Below are 15,530 nucleotides of genomic sequence, written 5' to 3'. Positions count from 1 at the left end.
TGCACCGGATGTGACCGAGACTTTCCCCACAGGGCCCGTCCAGAGAGGCCCGTCAGGGAGAGAGAGAATGAAGATCGGTTGCCCCAAGGAGATCAAGCCGCAGGAATTCCGCGTGGGCATGACGCCCATAGCCGCGCGCGAGGCGGTGGCGCATGGGCACGAGGTGCTGGTGGAGACCGGCGCGGGCGTGGGTTCGGGCTTTGCCGATGCCGATTACATCGCGGCGGGGGCGAGGATCGCGGCCGATGCGGCGGAGGTCTTTGCCAAGTCCGAGATGATCGTGAAGGTGAAGGAGCCGCAGGCGGTGGAGCGCGCGCGGCTGCGCGAGGGGCAGGTGCTGTTCACCTATCTGCACCTTGCCCCCGATCCGGAGCAGACGAAGGACCTGCTGACGTCGGGCGTGACGGCGATTGCCTATGAGACGGTGACGGATGACAGGGGCGGGCTGCCCCTGCTGGCGCCGATGTCCGAGGTGGCGGGGCGGCTGGCGCCGCAGGTGGGCGCCTGGACCTTGCAGAAGGCCAATGGCGGGCGGGGCGTGTTGCTCGGGGGCGTGCCGGGCGTGCTGCCCGCGAAGGTGCTGGTCATCGGTGGCGGGGTCGTGGGCGCGCAGGCGGCGCGCGTGGCGGCGGGGATGGGGGCGGATGTCACCATCCTTGACCGGTCGGTGCCGCGGCTGCGCTATCTGGACGACATCTTCCACGGGACGGTGAAGACGGGTTACGCCAGTGCGGGGCTGACGGCGGAACTGGTGGCGGAGGCGGACATGGTGATCGGGGCGGTGCTGATCCCCGGGGCCGCCGCGCCGAAGCTGGTGACGCGGGCGCAGTTGAAGACGATGAAACCCGGCGCGGCGATCGTCGATGTGGCGATCGACCAGGGCGGCTGTTTCGAGACGAGCCGCGCGACGACGCATCAGGACCCGATCTACGAGGTGGACGGCATCCTGCATTACTGCGTGGCGAACATGCCCGGCGCGGTGGCGCGCACGTCCACCATGGCGCTGGGCAATGCGACGATGCCCTTCATGCTGGCGCTGGCCGACAAGGGGTGGAAGCGCGCCTGCGCCGAGGACCGGCATCTGATGGCGGGGCTGAACACGCACAAGGGCAAGCTGACCTATGCGGCGGTGGGGGCGGCGCTGGGGCTGCCGTCGATCACACCGGAAGAGGCGCTGGCGATCTGAGCAAGCTCACGCGGAGTTGAAACCGCCGGAGGGACGCCTTTGGCGGTTTCTACATGCGGACGGATGGGGTCCATCCACCTGTGCCATTACACTTTCGGTGCGGGACGGGGCAGGGTGTTGCGGTGCCGTTTTCCGGTTGTGCCGCGCTGCGTCAGACCATCCCTGCACGAAAGCCACTGCGATGAACATTGCCATACCGTCCCACCTGCGGCGATTGCGGGTTGTCCACCGTCTGCAGACCGTGCTGCCCGGCGCGGTGCTGGATGCGCTGTGCGAGATCGGGATGCGGGCGGCGGGGGCGGATCTGGCGCTCTGCACGGTGGTCGATGACCGGCAGCACCGGATCGTGGGGCGGGCGGGGACCGATGTGACGGTCTTCCCGCGGATCGGCGGGCCCGTGGCGGGGCGGCGGGACCTGATGCTTTTGCCGGATATGGCGGGGGATGTGGCGACGGCGGCGCATCCGATGGTGGACGGACGGCTGGAGCGGATGGGCGCGGCGATCCTGTCGCCGCTGCACCATGACGGCGAGATGGTGGGTATGTTCGGGATCGCGTGGCGCGGGCCGGTCGCGGCGTTCACCGACCGGCAGCGCGATCTGGTGCGGCGCCTTGCGGGGCTGGGCGAGGCGCAGATCCGGACCGAGATGACGCTGGCGCGTCTGGCGCAGGATGCCTTTCGGCATCTGGACGGGATGCGGGGCTGAGCGATGGGCGGGAGCGTGGTCGGGATCAGGGCGGGCCGGAGCCGGACGCTGGATGATATCTGCGCGCTGGCGGTGGTGGCGGTGCGGGCGGATGTGGCGGTGGTCACGCTGGTCTGCGGGGGGATGCACCATGTGATGGGCGCAAGCGGGACAGGGGCGGAGGTGTTCAGCTTTCCCGCCTTGCCTGCGGGGAACGGGCCGGAGGAATGGCACGGTCCGGAGGCCGCGCTGCTGGCGGAACCGCTGGCGGCGGGGATCGGGGCAGTGCTGTGCGTGCCCGTGGCCGCGGGCGAGGCGCAGCGCGGGATGCTGTTGCTGGCGCGGCGGGGAGAGGAGGCGTTCGCGCCGGACGAGCGGGCGATCCTGCACCGCCTGCGTCTGCTGGCCGAGGCGCAGATCGGGGCCGAGACGGTGATGGGCGGTATCGCGCGGGGCGCGCTGGGCCTGATCGAGGGCTGGCGGCGCTGAGGCGTGCCACGGGCCGGTGGCCCGTGGCGGGGGCGCGTCACTTTTTCAGCGCGTCGCGGATTTCCATGAGGATGTCCAGTTCGGTCGGACCGGCGGGGGCCGCGGCCGCGGCGGCCTCTTCCTTCCTGGCGGTCGCTTCCTTGAGCTTGTTGACCGCCTTGACGATGAGGAACACCACCCATGCGATGATCAGGAAGTTGATCACGGCGGTGATGAAGGCACCATAAGCAAAGACCGGCGCGCCGGCGTCGCGTGCGGCGGCGAGCGAGGCGGGGTTGGTGCCGGACAGGTCGATGTAGAGGTTGGAGAAGTCGACGCCGCCGGTGATGAGACCGATGATCGGGTTGATCAGGTCGCCCACCAGCGAATTGACGATGGCCGTGAAGGCCGCACCGATGATGATACCGACGGCAAGATCGACCACGTTGCCGCGGGCGATGAAGGTCTTGAATTCGTTGAGCATTCCACTGGTTCCCGTTGTTTGTTCCGCCCCTTTGCGGGGCTTGCCCTTCTGTCGTGTCGGCAGACACATACAAAAGTATGCGACATTTTGAACATGGTTTCGACGGAAAAAGCCCCGCGGCAGAGCGAAGCGGGCCGATCTGTTGCGCGCGGGCCTGTGGTCAGAGACTGCGGACCATGCTGTGGGCGGCGGAGAAGCCGAAAACGAGGCTGAGCGGGCCGATGCCCGCGGTGCGGTCCAGCACGAAGCCGCAGCGTTCATAAAGCGCGCGGGCGCGCGGGTTGGTGTCGACCACGTCCAGCCGGACCGATTGGTAGCCGCTGCTGCGCGCCTGCGCCATGATGGCGTGCAGAAGGGCGGTGCCGATGCCTTGGCCGCGCGCCCTTGGCGTGACGCAGAGGCCGTCGAGCAGGAAGCGGCTGCTGTCCGTGTCATGGCCCAGCAGGTGCAGGGCAAAGGCGCGCCATGTGCCGCCGATCCGGCCATAGATGGCGCGCAGGTCGGATTCGGACCCGCCGGCAAAGCTGCCGTGGCGGGTCTTGAAGCCCGCCAGCCCCACCAGCGCATCGGCAGGGTCGAGCGCGACGAGGCATTGGTCGGCGCGCATGACGCGGCCGATATAGGCCAGCGCCAGCGGTTCCGGCCCCAGCACGCGGCCGAGTTTGCCGCCGAAGGCCTGCCAGTAGAGCAGCGCCGCCTGCGGGCGCAGGTGGTCGGGCAGGCCGTGGCGGATGGAGACGGGGGTCATCCGTCCCCCCCGACCGCCGCGCGCAGGGCGGCTTCGTGGCCCGCACCGAGGATCCAGCCTTCTTCCCCGATACGGGGATCGGGCGGGGTCTGGAGGAGGGGGGCGAGGGCGTTGTGGTGCGAGAGGGCGAGGAGGGCGCGGGCGAGGAGGGTGACCTGTGCCGCGTCGGTGATCCAGCCCTGCGCGACCTTGCGCGCGACGGCCTCGCGCAGGAGCGAGGGGTAGACTTCGGCGAGGATCGTCGGGGCGGTGTCGATCGGGTCGAAGGGCCATACGGCGACGCCGGGGCGCTGGGACAGGCGGTGGATCATGGGCAGGCCGGTGAGGGACTGGCCGCCGACCGAGCCGGTGGTGAAGAGTTTCCAGACGGGCTGCGCGCCCTTGACCGCGCCTTCGGCGGCGCGGTGTTCGGCGAAGGCGTGGCGGGCGGGTTTCGTTTCCGGCAGGTGCGGCAGGTCCAGCGTGCGGGGGCGTCCCCAGAAGGGGCCGTCGCCAAGCTGCGCGTTGATGCGGTCGGCAAGGGCGAAGCGGTTGTTGACGTTGCCTTCGTCCGTCAGGTTTTCGGCCAGCCATTGCCAGACGGCGCGGGGGTTGGCGCTGCCGGTCAGGGCCTTGGCGAAGCCTGCGGGGTAGCCCATGGCGAAGTCGCAGCCGATCAGCAGGCGGCGGCCTGCGGCCTGTTCGGTTTCGATCAGCTGCGACAGGTGGCTTTCGGCGGCGGCGCGGGTGGGGAAGTGCTGCGCGGTGGTGCCTGCAGTGGTGGCGGTGCCGATCCAGATGGTGTTTTCCGCAGGCCGCGGGGCGGGGCCGTTGCTGGCGGACCAGTCGACGATGGCGACGGTGTCGATGCGGCGGGGGCCGATGAGGCCGGTTTCGGTCAGGATGAAATCCGCTACGGCGCGCGTGTCGTTCAGGTTCAGGACGGGGACGGGAAGGGTGAGGTCTTCGTCCGTGGCGACGGCGCGGACGAGGGGGTCGGTGGTCTGGATCAGGTCGTGGCCGGTTTCGCGCCGCCAGACTTCGACCTTGCGGTGGGCATCGCGCTTGTAACCTTCGACGAGGATCAGGTCGACGGGGGCCATGCGGGCAAGGACGGCGGCGAGGTCGGGTTCGGGGCCGCGATGTTCGACCATCAGGGCGTAGCGGTCCTTGGAGGCGAGGACGACTTCGCGCGCGCCTGCCATGCGGTGGCGGTGGGTGTCCTTGCCCGGCTGGTCGAGGTCGACGTCGTGATGGACGTGTTTCACGGTCGAGACGGTGAAGCCGCGCGCGGTGATGTCGGCCACGAGGCGCTCCATCAGGCTGGTCTTGCCGGAATTCTTCCAGCCGATGACGCCGTAGACCCTCATGTCGCGGCTGCGATGCGGGCCTCGGCGGTGGCGAGGTCTTGGGGGGTGTTCAGGTTCGAAAAGGCGCCGTCATCGGGGAAATCGGCGCGGGCGGCGCCTTGCGCGTCGGCGAAGGCGCGGATGGAGGTTTTCGCCCCGCTGGCAAGGAAGGCGCGGAGCGGGTCGCGCAGGGCGACGGGCCAGAGGCCGAAGGTGGGGTGGTCGTTGCCTGCGGAGCGGGCGAGGGCCGTGTCACCGGCGAGAAGGAGGCGGGGCGTCAGGTCGGGCGGCAGGAAGGGGGCGTCGGTGGGGGCGGTGACGAGGTGGGTGGCGCCAAGGGGGGCGGCCCAGTCGAGCGCGGCGAGGATGCCGGAGAGGGGGCCTTGGGAGGTGTCGCGGTCCGGCAGGACGGGCAGGCCGAAGCGGGCGAGGCGCGCGGGGTCGCCATTGGCGCTGATCGACAGGCGTTCGACCTGTGGTTCGAGGCGGTCGATCGCGTGGGCGATAAGGGGGCGGCCCGCGAGGGGGAGCAGCGCCTTGTCGGCACCGCCCATGCGGCGGCCCTGTCCGCCTGCGAGGATCGCCCCGAAAATTCGCATGACGCCTTTCCCTTTGTTGCGGAAAGGCCTAAGCCCTTCGGCGCGCGAGGTAAAGCGCGAGGACTGATGACCCCCGTTCGTAAAGCCTTTCTGCGTGGTCTGGTTGCCGCGTCGCCGATGACGGTGGTCGTCGGCCCCTTTGCCGTGCTGTTCGGCGTGGTGGCGACGGAGGCGGGGCTGAACGTCTTTGAAACCATGCTGTTCACGATCAGCGTCTTTGCCGGCGCGTCGCAATTCGCCGCGCTGCAGACGATGCAGGAGAATGCGCCGGTGATCGTGGTGCTGGCGACGGCGCTGGCGGTCAATCTGCGGATGGTGATGTATTCGGTCACGCTCGCCCCGCATTTCGGGGAATTGCCGCTGCGGTCGCGGGCGCTGATGGCCTATTTCCTTGTCGACCAGAGCTTTGCCACCACGGTGGCCGAGATCGACCGGCGGCCGGAGATGACCGCGCGGGAAAAGCGGGCGGTGTTCTTTGGCGCGGTGGTGGCGGTGGCGCCGCTGTGGTTTGCGGCATCCTTTGCGGGGGCGATGATCGGGCGGGCGCTGCCGCCGGAATATGCGCTGGATTTCGCGCTGCCCATCACCTTCCTTGCCATGGTCGCGCCGATGCTGCGGAGCCTGCCGCATCTGGTGGCGGCGGGGGTGTCGATCGCGCTGTCGCTGCTGCTCGCGGGGATGCCCTATGGCACGGGACTGCTGGTCGCGGCCTCGGTCGCCATGGCCACGGGCGCGGGGGTGGAGCGGTGGCGGGAGGGGCGGGGATGATCGACAAGACCGCCTTCTGGATCGTGCTGCCCGCGCTGGCCTTTGGCACCTATGCGATCCGGTTTTCCTTCCTTGGCACGCTGGGGGCGCGGCCGCTGCCCGCGTGGCTGACGCGGTGCCTGCGCTATACGGCGGTGGCGGTGCTGCCCGCGCTGGTGGCGCCCGGGGTGCTGTGGCCCGCGGCGACGGGGGGCGAGACGGACCCCGCGCGGCTGGCGGCGGCGGGGGTGACGCTGCTGGTGGGGCTGGTCACGCGGAGCACGATGGCCGCGATCCTTGCGGGGGGCGCGACGCTATATGCGTTGCTGGCGGTGGCGGGTTAGAGCGGGTTTTCCGCCGCCTGCACCAGCAGGACACCGTGGTTCTTGTCGGCATCCTCGTCATAGATCGTGCGGCCGGTGACGCCGGGGAGTTTGGCGAAGGCGTCCATGACCTTGTTCGGGTACCAGGTCTGCGGGATCGATTCGAAGCCCGGTACGTCCTTGAGGATGAAGGAGATCGACTTGGCGCATTGCGCCTTGGGCACGGCGCCATAGGCCTTGGCGCGCTGGGCGATCAGTTCGGCCACGCCCGCGCTGACGGGGATGGTCTGTTCGACCACGCGGAACGTCTCGCGCGCGTGATAGTCGATGTAGAAATTTACGATGCGGGGGGTGATCCCGTAATGCACGTCGTTGCGTTCGGGGATGCGGGGGTGGTTCCACGTGCCCGCCGGATCGAACATGATCCGTTCCGACCCGTTGATCATCAGCCCGCTGTGCGCGCCCGCGTCGGAGCGGTTGTTGATCACGGTGAAGAGCGTGACCGAGGGCGGTTCGTCATGGACATAGCGCGCGGCGGCGATCTTTTCGTCGGGGGCCCAGACAGGCTCTGCCCCGCAGGCGGCGAGGGTGAGGAGCGCGAAAAGGGCGAGGACGGCGCGCAGCATGGGATGATCCGGGTAAAATGGGTTGATCGAAAAGGGACGGCCCGCAGGGGCTGCGGGCCGCAGGAAAAGGATCGTCAGGTCAGGCGTTGACCAGTGCCATGAAGATCAGGATGGCGAAAATGATGATGACGCCCCATTTCACGAAGGCCATGAAGCCCGCGAAGGTCTTTTCCTGCACGCGGATGTCCATGCTGCCGGGGGTGAAGTCGTTGTGGTGATCGGCCATGTTGGTTCCCTTTCCCGTTCTTTTGCGCGCAATAGCTGATTCATGGGCATATGTCACCCCTCGCGACGGTCGCAGGGCCTGTGCAGCGGGGGGCGGCGGGGTGCGTCCTATGCCGAGGCGTCGCCGCTTTCGCCTCCGGCCCATTGGCGCATGATCTGGAAGCCGATGCGGCGGGGCGGTTCGGAGGGTTCCTCTTTCGGCACGGCGCGGAGGATGACGTTGAGTTGCGTCACATGCTGGATGAGCTGGGTCTTCAGCCCGTCCTCGTCGCGGCCGTAGAAGGTGACGAGATCGGGGTCGAAGAAGCCCACGCCTTCGATCGTCAGCACGCCCGCCTGACCGCCGGTGAAGCCCATGGCGATTTCCTGTGTGGAATCGAGCTGCGCCTCGAAATTCTGGATGTAGAGGATGAGGCGTTCATAGGCCCATTCGGCGGGGCTTTTCTCCTCGACCGGTTTGCGGGTGGCGGCGGGGGGCAGGGGCTGGCTTTCCAGCCTGCCGCATTCGGCGGGGTCGGCATGGGTGGCGACCGCACGGGGAAGGGCGGCGGTTTCGGCATATTCGGCGGAGGTCGAAATTTCGTCGGTCATGGCGACAGGGAAAGGGATCGGGGGCCGTGACGCAAGGGGGTATGCGGGACGGGGCGGGGATTATGGGCGCAGTCAGGCGGGGGCGAGGTTAGCGCGGGGCCGCCGCGCGGCGCAGCCGGTCGTTGATCGCGCGGCCGAGTCCGGTTTCGGGCACGGGGGCAAAGGCGATGCGTCCGCCATCGCCCGCCAGCGCGTCCGCCTCGCGCAGGATGTGGAACAGGCGCGCGGCGGCCTCGACCGGATCGGCCTTTTCGGAGAGGGACAGCGCGGCGCCGGGGCAGTCGCCGAAGCCCACGAACACCTCGTCCGGCCGCGGTTCGGTCACGTCCAGCCGGACGGCGGCGGCGGGGGCGTAATGGCTGGCCAGTTGGCCCGGGGCGTTGGGCTTTTCCGCCGAGCCGCCCGCCACCGGCGTTTCGCCCAGCACCCGTTCCAGATCCTCGACCGGCACACCGCCGGGGCGCAGCAGGGCAGGGGGGCCGTCCAGACCGAGGATGGTCGATTCCACCCCTACGGCGCAGGGACCGCCGTCGATTATGGCCTCGATCCGGCCCGACAGACCGGCCCGCACATGCGCGGCGCGGGTGGGCGACACCTTGCCCGAGGGATTGGCCGAGGGCGCGGCGAGGGGACCGCCGAAGGCGCGCAGCAGCGCGCGGGCGAGCGGATGGGCCGGCACCCGTATCGCCACGGTGTCCAGCCCCGCCGTGACGAGGGGCGAGAGGCCCGCCCCGTCGCGCAAGGGAAGGACCAGCGTCAGGGGGCCCGGCCAGAAGGCCGCCGCCACCGCCTCGGCCCGTGCGTCGATACGGGCAAACTCGCGCGCTGCCGCCACGTCGGGCACATGCACGATCAGCGGGTTGAACCTTGGCCGTCCCTTGGCGTCGAAGATCCGCGCGACCGCGCGGTCGTCGCGCGCATCACCGCCCAGACCGTAGACCGTTTCGGTCGGAAAGGCGACAAGACCGCCGCCACGCAGCAGCGTCGCCGCGCGCGCCAGCCCTTCGGGGCCATCGGTCAAATCCTCGGTCATCATCTGACGCAGCGTACCGGTTGAAGACGGGGCGCGGAGGCTGCAATCCTTTGCGGGCCCCTTGTGCCCCATGTGCAGGGTGAAGGCCCCGTGCCATTACCGCCGCAAGGCCCGTTTGCCAAGCACCGGCACGACCGAAGGAAAGACCGATGCCCTATCGCGCCCCCCTCTCCGACTTTGCCCTGCTGCTGGATCTGCTGGGATATGACCGGCTGGCCGCGACGCCGCGCTTTGCCGCGGTCCCGCGCGACATGGCGGGGGCCATTCTGGCCGAGGCCGCGCGGCTGTGCGAGACGACGCTTGCCCCGCTGAACCGCGTGGGCGACAGGCATCCCGCGCGGCTGGAGAACGGGGTGACGCGCACGCCGCCGGGCTTTGCCGAGGCCTATCGGGCGATCGCGGCGGGGGGCTGGATCGGCATGGCGGCCCGCCCCGAGAGCGGGGGGATGGGCCTGCCGATGACGCTGGCCACGGCGGTGAACGAGATGATGTCGGGCGCCTGTCTGGCGCTGCAGCTCGGGCCGCTTCTGACGCAGGGCCAGATCGAGGCGCTGGAACATCATGCCGCGCCGGGGCTGCGTGCGCTTTATCTGCCGCGACTGGCATCGGGCGAGTGGGCGGGGACGATGAACCTGACAGAGCCGCAGGCCGGATCGGATGTCGGCGCGCTGCGTACGAAGGCCGAGCCCAACCCCGACGGGAGCTATGCGATCACGGGGCAGAAGATCTATATCACCTGGGGGGATGCGGATTTCCTGCCGAACATCTGCCATCTCGTGCTGGCCCGCCTGCCGGATGGCGCGCCGGGCACGGCGGGGATCTCGTTGTTCCTTGTTCCCAAGTTCCTGCCCGATGCCGCGGGCAATCCGGGCGCGCGCAATGCGGTGACCACCGTCAGTCTGGAGCACAAGCTGGGTCTGCATGGCAGCCCGACCTGTGTGCTGCAGTATGACGGTGCCAAGGGCTGGCTGGTGGGCGAGGCGCATCGGGGGATGGCGGCGATGTTCACGATGATGAACAACGCGCGGCTCGGGGTCGGTGTTCAGGGGATCGGGGTGGCCGAGGCGGCCTTCGGTCAGGCGCTGGCCTTCGCGCAGACGCGCATCCAGGGCCGCACGCCGACGGGCGGCGCGGCCATCGTGGAGCATGCGGATGTGCGGCGGATGCTGGCCACGATGCGCGCGCAGGTCTTTGCGGCCCGCGCGATCGCGCTGTCCTGTGCCCATGCCATCGACATGGCCACAGCGACGGGTGCGCCGGACTGGCAGGCCCGTGCCGCGCTGCTGACCCCGATCGCCAAGGCCTATGGCACCGATACGGGGCACGAGGTGGCGCAACTGGGCATCCAGATCCACGGCGGCATGGGATTTGTCGAGGAGACGGGGGCCGCGCAATATGCCCGCGACGTGCGCGTCACGTCGATCTACGAGGGCACGAACGGCATTCAGGCGATGGACCTGACCGCGCGCAAGATGGCCGATGGCGGGGCAGCGGCCTTTGCGTTGATCGACGAGGTGCAGGCCGCCGCCGAGACGGCGCGGGCCGGCCATCCCGAGCTTGCCCATGAGGTCTGGCAGGCGGCCGAGGCGTTGCGCGAGGCGACGGAGACGCTGTTGAAGCAGGGGCTGACGGACCGTTTCGCGGGGGCGGTTCCCTATCTGCGGGCCTTCGCGCTCGTGCTCGGGGCGGATGCCCATCTGCGGGCCGCCCGTCACGCGGGCGGGCCGCGCGCGGCGCTGGCGCGCGTCGCCATACGCCGCCTGTTGCCAGAACATGCCGCCCTCTTGGCACAGGCGCGGGAAGGGTCTACCGATCTTTACGCCCTTGCTCCGGAAGACCTAGCCGCTTGACCCAGTCCGATACCGGCATCCGCCACCCCTTTGCCCAGGCCCCTGCCGAGGGCGACGTCACCGAAATCGCCGAAGGTATCCTCTGGCTGCGCCTGCCGCTGCCCATGGCGCTGGACCATGTGAATGTCTTTGCTCTGGATGACGGGGACGGGTGGACGGTCGTCGATACGGGCTTTGCCTCGGATCGGGCCAAGGCGATCTGGGAACGGCTGCTGGCCGGACCGCTGGCGGGCAGGCCCGTCCGGCGCGTTATCGTCACCCATTACCACCCCGACCATATCGGGCTGGCCGGATGGTTCCAGTCGCGCGGGGCGGAACTTGTCACCACGCGGACAAGCTGGCTTTACGCGCGGATGCTGGTTCTGGACGAACAGGACAGGCCGGTGCCCGAGGCGGTTGCCTTCCAGCGCCGCGCGGGGGTGCCGGAGGCGCGGTTGCAGCGCTATGCCACGACCCGCCCTTTCAACTTTGCCGATGTGGTGGCGCCGCTGCCGCCCGGGTTCACGCGCATCAGGGAGGGGAACACCGTCACCGCGGCAGGGCGGCGCTGGGTGGTCCGCACGGGCGACGGGCACGCGCCCGAACATGCCACGCTGTGGAGTCTGGACGATCCTCTGGTTCTGGGTGGCGACCAGTTGCTGCCCGGCATTTCGGCCAATATCGGGGTCTATCCGACCGAACCCGACGCCGATCCGTTGAGCGAGTGGCTGGCAAGCTGTGCCCGCTTTGCGCCGCTGGCGCGCGAGGAGCATCTTGTGCTGCCCGGTCACAAGCTGCCCTTTACCGGCTTGCCGCTGCGGCTGCGCCAGATGGCCGAGAACCACGAGGGGGCGCTGTCGCGTCTGCTGGAGCATCTGGGCGAACCGCAGGTGGCGGCGGAGTGTTTCCTGCCGGTGTTCAAGCGCAGGATCGACGGGCCGGAATACGGCATGGCGCTGGTCGAGGCGGTGGCGCATCTGAATTGCCTGCTGGCGCGGGGTCAGGTCAGCCGCAGCCTTTCGGCGGCGGGCGCGTGGCTTTGGCAGCGCAGGCACTGACACGGGGCGCGGGGCGCGCCGTGATCGCGCGTCAGTCGAAGGTGCCCGTCACGCGGCCGAAGAGCATGAAGGCGCGGGCGGTGCGCGTGTCGGCCAGTTCGGCAAGGTCGGCGTCCGAGGCGTTCGATTCGAATTCCTGGAAGGTCTTGTCGAAGGTCCGCAGGAAGTGGTGGCCCGCGTCGCGGAACACCGGATCCTCGCGCATCCGCGCGCCGGTGAGGGCGAGGGAGGAGCGGTCGCGGATACCCCCCAGCGCCGCGATGGTGCGGCCGCGTTCGCCTGCGGCGAATTTGCGCCAGAGCTCGGGGCGGGCGCGGTCGGGGCGGAGGTCGTCCATATAGATCCCCTCTTGCGAGAGGAGCGTCAGCACGTCCTGCGCGGCGCGGATCAGCTTGGCCACGCTGCGGTCTTCGAGGGCGAGGCGGAGCGCGCGGAAGCCTTCGCGGTCGTCGGGGCCTTCGGGGAAGTTCAGGGCGCGGATGAAATCGGCGACCGAGAGCGGGGGGCGCAGGTCTTCGGCAGGCGTGCCGAGCGCGAGGGCGGGCTGTTCGTCCTGCGCGGCGGGGCGCGGCGGGGCCACCATCGCGGCCTTGCGGTCGGCGGAGGGCACGGTCAGGCCGGGGTCGCGGCGGGTCTGGAAGGTGGCGAGGACGCCTGCGGCCTCTTTCGTGACCTGTGCCACCTCGTCGAGTTTCTGTTCGACGGCGGGGCGGATCGCGGCAGAGCTTTGCTGCGACATGAGGTAGGCGTTTCGCATCGCGTCGACCGTGGCCTGCAGGCGCGCTGCCTCGGCCCGCAGGACGCGGACGGACCGCAGCGTGGTGACGGCGGCCCAGATCAGCGCGAGCGGCAGGAACACGACGAGCAGCGTCATGACAAGGCCCAGCAGCCCGCCGCCGTCGGTGGCGGGCGAGATGATGGCATAGGCGATGACCGCCACGACCCAGACGATGGCAAGCAGGGCCGCGACGATTTCCGTCGGGCCAAGGTTCGGTGGATCTTCCGCCCTGATGAACATGCCCAAAGGCTCTGGCTTGTCGTGGTCGTCTGGCATTGCGTCCCCGGAGTGTGTCGCGGTGGTCAGACGTAGCGGATGGTCAGGATTTCATAGCTTTTCTGGCCGCCGGGGGTTTTGACCTCGACGCTGTCGCCTTCGTCCTTGCCGATCAGGGCGCGGGCGAGGGGCGAGCGGATGTTGAGAAGGCCGCGTTCGATGTCGGCCTCGGCCTCGCCCACGATCTGGTAGGTTTTCTCTTCGTCGCTGTCTTCGTCGACGATGGTGACGGTTGCGCCGAATTTCACCGCGCCCGACAGTTTGGTCGGGTCGATCACGTCGGCCAGCGAGAGCATGCCTTCGAGTTCCTTGATGCGGCCCTCGATGAAGGACTGCTTTTCGCGGGCGGCATGGTATTCGGCGTTTTCCGACAGGTCGCCATGTTCGCGCGCCTCGGCGATGGCGCGGATGACGGCGGGGCGTTCGACGGATTTCAGGGTCTTCAGTTCTTCGTCCAGCGCGGTGAAGCCCGCGCGCGTCATCGGAATCTTTTCCATCGGCCCCAACATAACAAAAGGAAGGCCACGGCCCGTTTTGCGGGGCTGTGGCGCGGATCGTGCTGCGATTTCCCCCTCACCTGAACCGACCGCTGCGGCAAATGCAAGAGGGGCGCGCGACAAGCTGCCGCGAAAGCGCGCAAAACGGGGCGGATGACGTTCTGCGACACCATGATGCCGCGTTCCGATTGACCCCAAAGCGCGGCTTGGGCTAGGGGATGCGCGACCGTCCGCAATTTTGTTGCGCGGGCAGGGTGGGAAACGCGGGGAAGGAGCAGGCCGATGTCCGAGATCGTCCGTGAGTCGATGGAATATGACGTGGTGATCGTGGGCGCGGGTCCGGCGGGCCTGTCGGCTGCGATCCGTCTGAAGCAGCTTGATCCGGACCTGTCGGTCGTGGTGCTGGAGAAAGGGTCCGAGGTCGGGGCGCATATCCTGTCGGGCGCCGTGCTGGACCCGTCGGGGCTGGATGCGTTGCTGCCGGAGTGGCGGACGATGGGCGCGCCGGTCAAGACCGAGGTGAAGGAGGACAACTTCTACATCCTTGGCCCCGCGGGGCAGGTGCGGATCCCGAATTTCCCGATGCCGCCGCTGATGAACAACCACGGCAATTACATCGTGTCGATGGCCAATGTCTGCCGCTGGATGGCGGGGGTGGCCGAGGGGCTGGGCGTGGAGATCTTCCCGGGGATGAGCGCGTCGGCGCTGGTCTATGAGGGGGACCGCGTGAAGGGCGTCGTGGCGGGCGAGTTCGGGCGCGACCCCGAGACGGGCGAGCCGGGGCCGAGCTACGAGCCGGGGATGGAGCTGCACGGGAAATATGTCTTCCTGTCGGAAGGCGTGCGCGGGTCGCTGTCGAAGGAAGTGATTGCGAAATACGAGCTGTCCAAGGGCAAGTGCCCGCAGAAGTTCGGCCTTGGCATGAAGGAGATCTGGGAGATCGACCCCGCCAAGCACCGCGAGGGGACTGTCACGCATACGATGGGCTGGCCGCTGGGCAGCAATGCGGGCGGCGGGTCGTTCATCTATCATCTTGAGAACAATCAGGTTTACGTCGGTTTCGTCGTCCACCTGAATTACGAGAACCCGCATCTCTATCCCTATATGGAATTCCAGCGGTTCAAGCATCACCCGATGGTGGCCGAGCTGTTGAAGGGCGGCAAGCGCGTGGCCTATGGCGCGCGGGCGATTTCGGAAGGGGGCTGGCAGTCCATTCCGAAGATGGTGGCGCCGGGCGTGGCGCTGCTGGGCTGTTCGGCGGGGCTGGTGAACGTGCCGCGCATCAAGGGCAACCACAACGCCATGCTGTCGGGCAAGGCGGCGGCCGAGGCGGCCTTTGCCGCGATCAAGGCGGGGCGCATGGGCGACGAGCTGTCGGATTACGAGACGGCCGTGCGGACGGGGCCGATCGGGCGCGATCTGAAGAAGGTGCGGAACGTCAAGCCGCTGTGGTCGAAATACGGGCTGGTGGCGTCGCTGATGGGGGGCGGGATCGACATGTGGGCCAACACCATCGGCCTAACGATCTTCGGCACGCTGCGGCATGGCAAGTCGGATGCGGCGGCGACGGGGTTGGCCAAGGATCACAAGGTCATCGACTATCCCAAGCCGGATGGCGTTCTGTCCTTCGACCGGCTGACCAACGTGGCCTATTCCTTCACCAACCATGACGAGGCGCAGCCCGCCCACCTGAAACTGAAGGATCCGTCGGTGCCGATTTCGGTGAACCTGCCGAAATATGCCGAACCCGCGCAACGCTATTGCCCCGCAGGGGTGTATGAGGTGCTGGGCGAGGGGAATGACGCGACGTTCCGGATCAATTTCCAGAACTGCGTGCATTGCAAGACCTGCGATATCAAGGACCCGAGCCAGAACATCGTCTGGACCACGCCGCAGGGCGCGGGCGGGCCGAACTATCCCAACATGTGAACCGGAACAGCGGGGGGCCAGCCCCCCGCACCCCCCGGAGTATTTGGGCCGAGATGAAGGGGCGTGCCGAAGGTCGCCCCTTCTTCGTTTCTGACATTTGCGTGTGAATCGGTGGTGGCG

Annotated in this window: 18 protein-coding genes; 8 read left to right on the top strand and 10 right to left on the bottom strand. The window is 68.7% G+C overall.

Features of this window, described 5'->3' with window-relative positions:
• Nucleotides 1-67 precede the first annotated feature (67 nt).
• From ald to GU927_RS14600, 3 genes are all read left to right on the top strand, one after another.
• Nucleotides 68-1,186: an alanine dehydrogenase gene (gene ald, locus GU927_RS14610; RefSeq protein WP_161763180.1), complete on the top strand. Its 1,119-nt coding sequence runs from the start codon at nucleotides 68-70 to the stop codon at nucleotides 1,184-1,186.
• 181 nt (nucleotides 1,187-1,367) lie between these two features.
• Complete coding sequence (locus GU927_RS14605) at nucleotides 1,368-1,892, top strand: GAF domain-containing protein (protein WP_161763179.1); 525 nt, start codon at nucleotides 1,368-1,370, stop codon at nucleotides 1,890-1,892.
• A 3-nt stretch (nucleotides 1,893-1,895) separates the two neighbouring features.
• Nucleotides 1,896-2,360 carry a hypothetical protein gene (locus tag GU927_RS14600; RefSeq protein ID WP_161763178.1) on the top strand — a complete coding sequence of 155 codons (465 nt, stop codon included), beginning with the start codon at nucleotides 1,896-1,898 and terminating at the stop codon, nucleotides 2,358-2,360.
• 37 nt (nucleotides 2,361-2,397) lie between these two features.
• Here the strand turns inward: GU927_RS14600 and mscL are convergent, their stop codons facing one another.
• The 4 genes from mscL to mobA all read right to left on the bottom strand — a co-directional run bounded on the left by mscL (nucleotide 2,398) and on the right by mobA (nucleotide 5,498).
• On the bottom strand, nucleotides 2,398-2,823 hold the full coding sequence (gene mscL, locus GU927_RS14595) for a large conductance mechanosensitive channel protein MscL (protein ID WP_161763177.1): 426 nt from the start codon (nucleotides 2,821-2,823) through the stop codon (nucleotides 2,398-2,400).
• A 160-nt stretch (nucleotides 2,824-2,983) separates the two neighbouring features.
• Entirely contained in the window at nucleotides 2,984-3,571 is a 588-nt protein-coding gene (locus GU927_RS14590) for a GNAT family N-acetyltransferase (RefSeq protein ID WP_161763176.1), read from the bottom strand.
• A complete protein-coding gene (mobB, locus tag GU927_RS14585) occupies nucleotides 3,568-4,920 on the bottom strand; it encodes a molybdopterin-guanine dinucleotide biosynthesis protein B (protein ID WP_161763175.1) in 1,353 nt (450 codons plus the stop codon). The genes GU927_RS14590 and mobB overlap by 4 nt, the downstream gene beginning before the upstream one ends.
• Nucleotides 4,917-5,498 carry a molybdenum cofactor guanylyltransferase MobA gene (gene mobA / locus GU927_RS14580; protein WP_161763174.1) on the bottom strand — a complete coding sequence of 194 codons (582 nt, stop codon included), beginning with the start codon at nucleotides 5,496-5,498 and terminating at the stop codon, nucleotides 4,917-4,919. Before mobA ends, mobB begins: the two co-directional genes overlap by 4 nt.
• Before the next feature lie 66 nt (nucleotides 5,499-5,564).
• Here mobA and GU927_RS14575 point away from each other — a divergent pair, with 66 nt between their 5' ends.
• The gene (locus GU927_RS14575) at nucleotides 5,565-6,266 is read left to right on the top strand and encodes an AzlC family ABC transporter permease (protein WP_161763173.1); all 702 of its coding nucleotides are present in this window, start codon (nucleotides 5,565-5,567) and stop codon (nucleotides 6,264-6,266) included.
• Nucleotides 6,263-6,589: an AzlD domain-containing protein gene (locus GU927_RS14570; RefSeq protein ID WP_161763172.1), complete on the top strand. Its 327-nt coding sequence runs from the start codon at nucleotides 6,263-6,265 to the stop codon at nucleotides 6,587-6,589. The genes GU927_RS14575 and GU927_RS14570 overlap by 4 nt, the downstream gene beginning before the upstream one ends.
• Here GU927_RS14570 and GU927_RS14565 read toward each other — a convergent pair.
• The 4 genes from GU927_RS14565 to GU927_RS14550 all read right to left on the bottom strand — a co-directional run bounded on the left by GU927_RS14565 (nucleotide 6,586) and on the right by GU927_RS14550 (nucleotide 9,043).
• A complete protein-coding gene (locus GU927_RS14565) occupies nucleotides 6,586-7,194 on the bottom strand; it encodes a hypothetical protein (RefSeq protein WP_161763171.1) in 609 nt (202 codons plus the stop codon). The two genes, GU927_RS14570 and GU927_RS14565, sit on opposite strands and share 4 nt — an antisense overlap.
• Nucleotides 7,195-7,273: 79 nt before the next feature.
• Entirely contained in the window at nucleotides 7,274-7,420 is a 147-nt protein-coding gene (locus tag GU927_RS14560) for an aa3-type cytochrome c oxidase subunit IV (protein ID WP_161763170.1), read from the bottom strand.
• Between the two features lie 107 nt (nucleotides 7,421-7,527).
• Nucleotides 7,528-8,010 carry a DUF6173 family protein gene (locus tag GU927_RS14555; protein WP_161763169.1) on the bottom strand — a complete coding sequence of 161 codons (483 nt, stop codon included), beginning with the start codon at nucleotides 8,008-8,010 and terminating at the stop codon, nucleotides 7,528-7,530.
• 88 nt (nucleotides 8,011-8,098) lie between these two features.
• Nucleotides 8,099-9,043 carry an L-threonylcarbamoyladenylate synthase gene (locus GU927_RS14550; protein ID WP_161763325.1) on the bottom strand — a complete coding sequence of 315 codons (945 nt, stop codon included), beginning with the start codon at nucleotides 9,041-9,043 and terminating at the stop codon, nucleotides 8,099-8,101.
• A 149-nt stretch (nucleotides 9,044-9,192) separates the two neighbouring features.
• Between GU927_RS14550 and GU927_RS14545 the strand changes: the two genes are divergently transcribed.
• Nucleotides 9,193-10,893 carry an acyl-CoA dehydrogenase gene (locus tag GU927_RS14545; RefSeq protein ID WP_161763168.1) on the top strand — a complete coding sequence of 567 codons (1,701 nt, stop codon included), beginning with the start codon at nucleotides 9,193-9,195 and terminating at the stop codon, nucleotides 10,891-10,893.
• The gene (locus GU927_RS14540; protein ID WP_232843820.1) at nucleotides 10,890-11,930 is read left to right on the top strand and encodes an MBL fold metallo-hydrolase; all 1,041 of its coding nucleotides are present in this window, start codon (nucleotides 10,890-10,892) and stop codon (nucleotides 11,928-11,930) included. Before GU927_RS14545 ends, GU927_RS14540 begins: the two co-directional genes overlap by 4 nt.
• Nucleotides 11,931-11,961: 31 nt before the next feature.
• Here GU927_RS14540 and GU927_RS14535 read toward each other — a convergent pair whose 3' ends face one another.
• Together GU927_RS14535 and greA are read right to left on the bottom strand one after the other, a co-directional pair.
• Nucleotides 11,962-12,984 carry a hypothetical protein gene (locus GU927_RS14535; RefSeq protein ID WP_161763167.1) on the bottom strand — a complete coding sequence of 341 codons (1,023 nt, stop codon included), beginning with the start codon at nucleotides 12,982-12,984 and terminating at the stop codon, nucleotides 11,962-11,964.
• A gap of 26 nt (nucleotides 12,985-13,010) precedes the next feature.
• Nucleotides 13,011-13,481 carry a transcription elongation factor GreA gene (greA, locus tag GU927_RS14530; RefSeq protein ID WP_217765678.1) on the bottom strand — a complete coding sequence of 157 codons (471 nt, stop codon included), beginning with the start codon at nucleotides 13,479-13,481 and terminating at the stop codon, nucleotides 13,011-13,013.
• A gap of 282 nt (nucleotides 13,482-13,763) precedes the next feature.
• Between greA and GU927_RS14525 the strand changes: the two genes are divergently transcribed.
• Nucleotides 13,764-15,410, top strand: coding sequence for an electron transfer flavoprotein-ubiquinone oxidoreductase (locus GU927_RS14525; protein WP_161763166.1), 1,647 nt, complete (start codon nucleotides 13,764-13,766; stop codon nucleotides 15,408-15,410).
• Nucleotides 15,411-15,530 lie beyond the last annotated feature (120 nt).

The sequence above is a fragment of the Paragemmobacter amnigenus genome, assembly GCF_009908265.2.
Lineage (GTDB): Bacteria > Pseudomonadota > Alphaproteobacteria > Rhodobacterales > Rhodobacteraceae > Paragemmobacter > Paragemmobacter amnigenus.
Note: the sequence above shows the minus strand (reverse complement) of the source record. Positions and strands in the feature narration are given on the sequence as shown.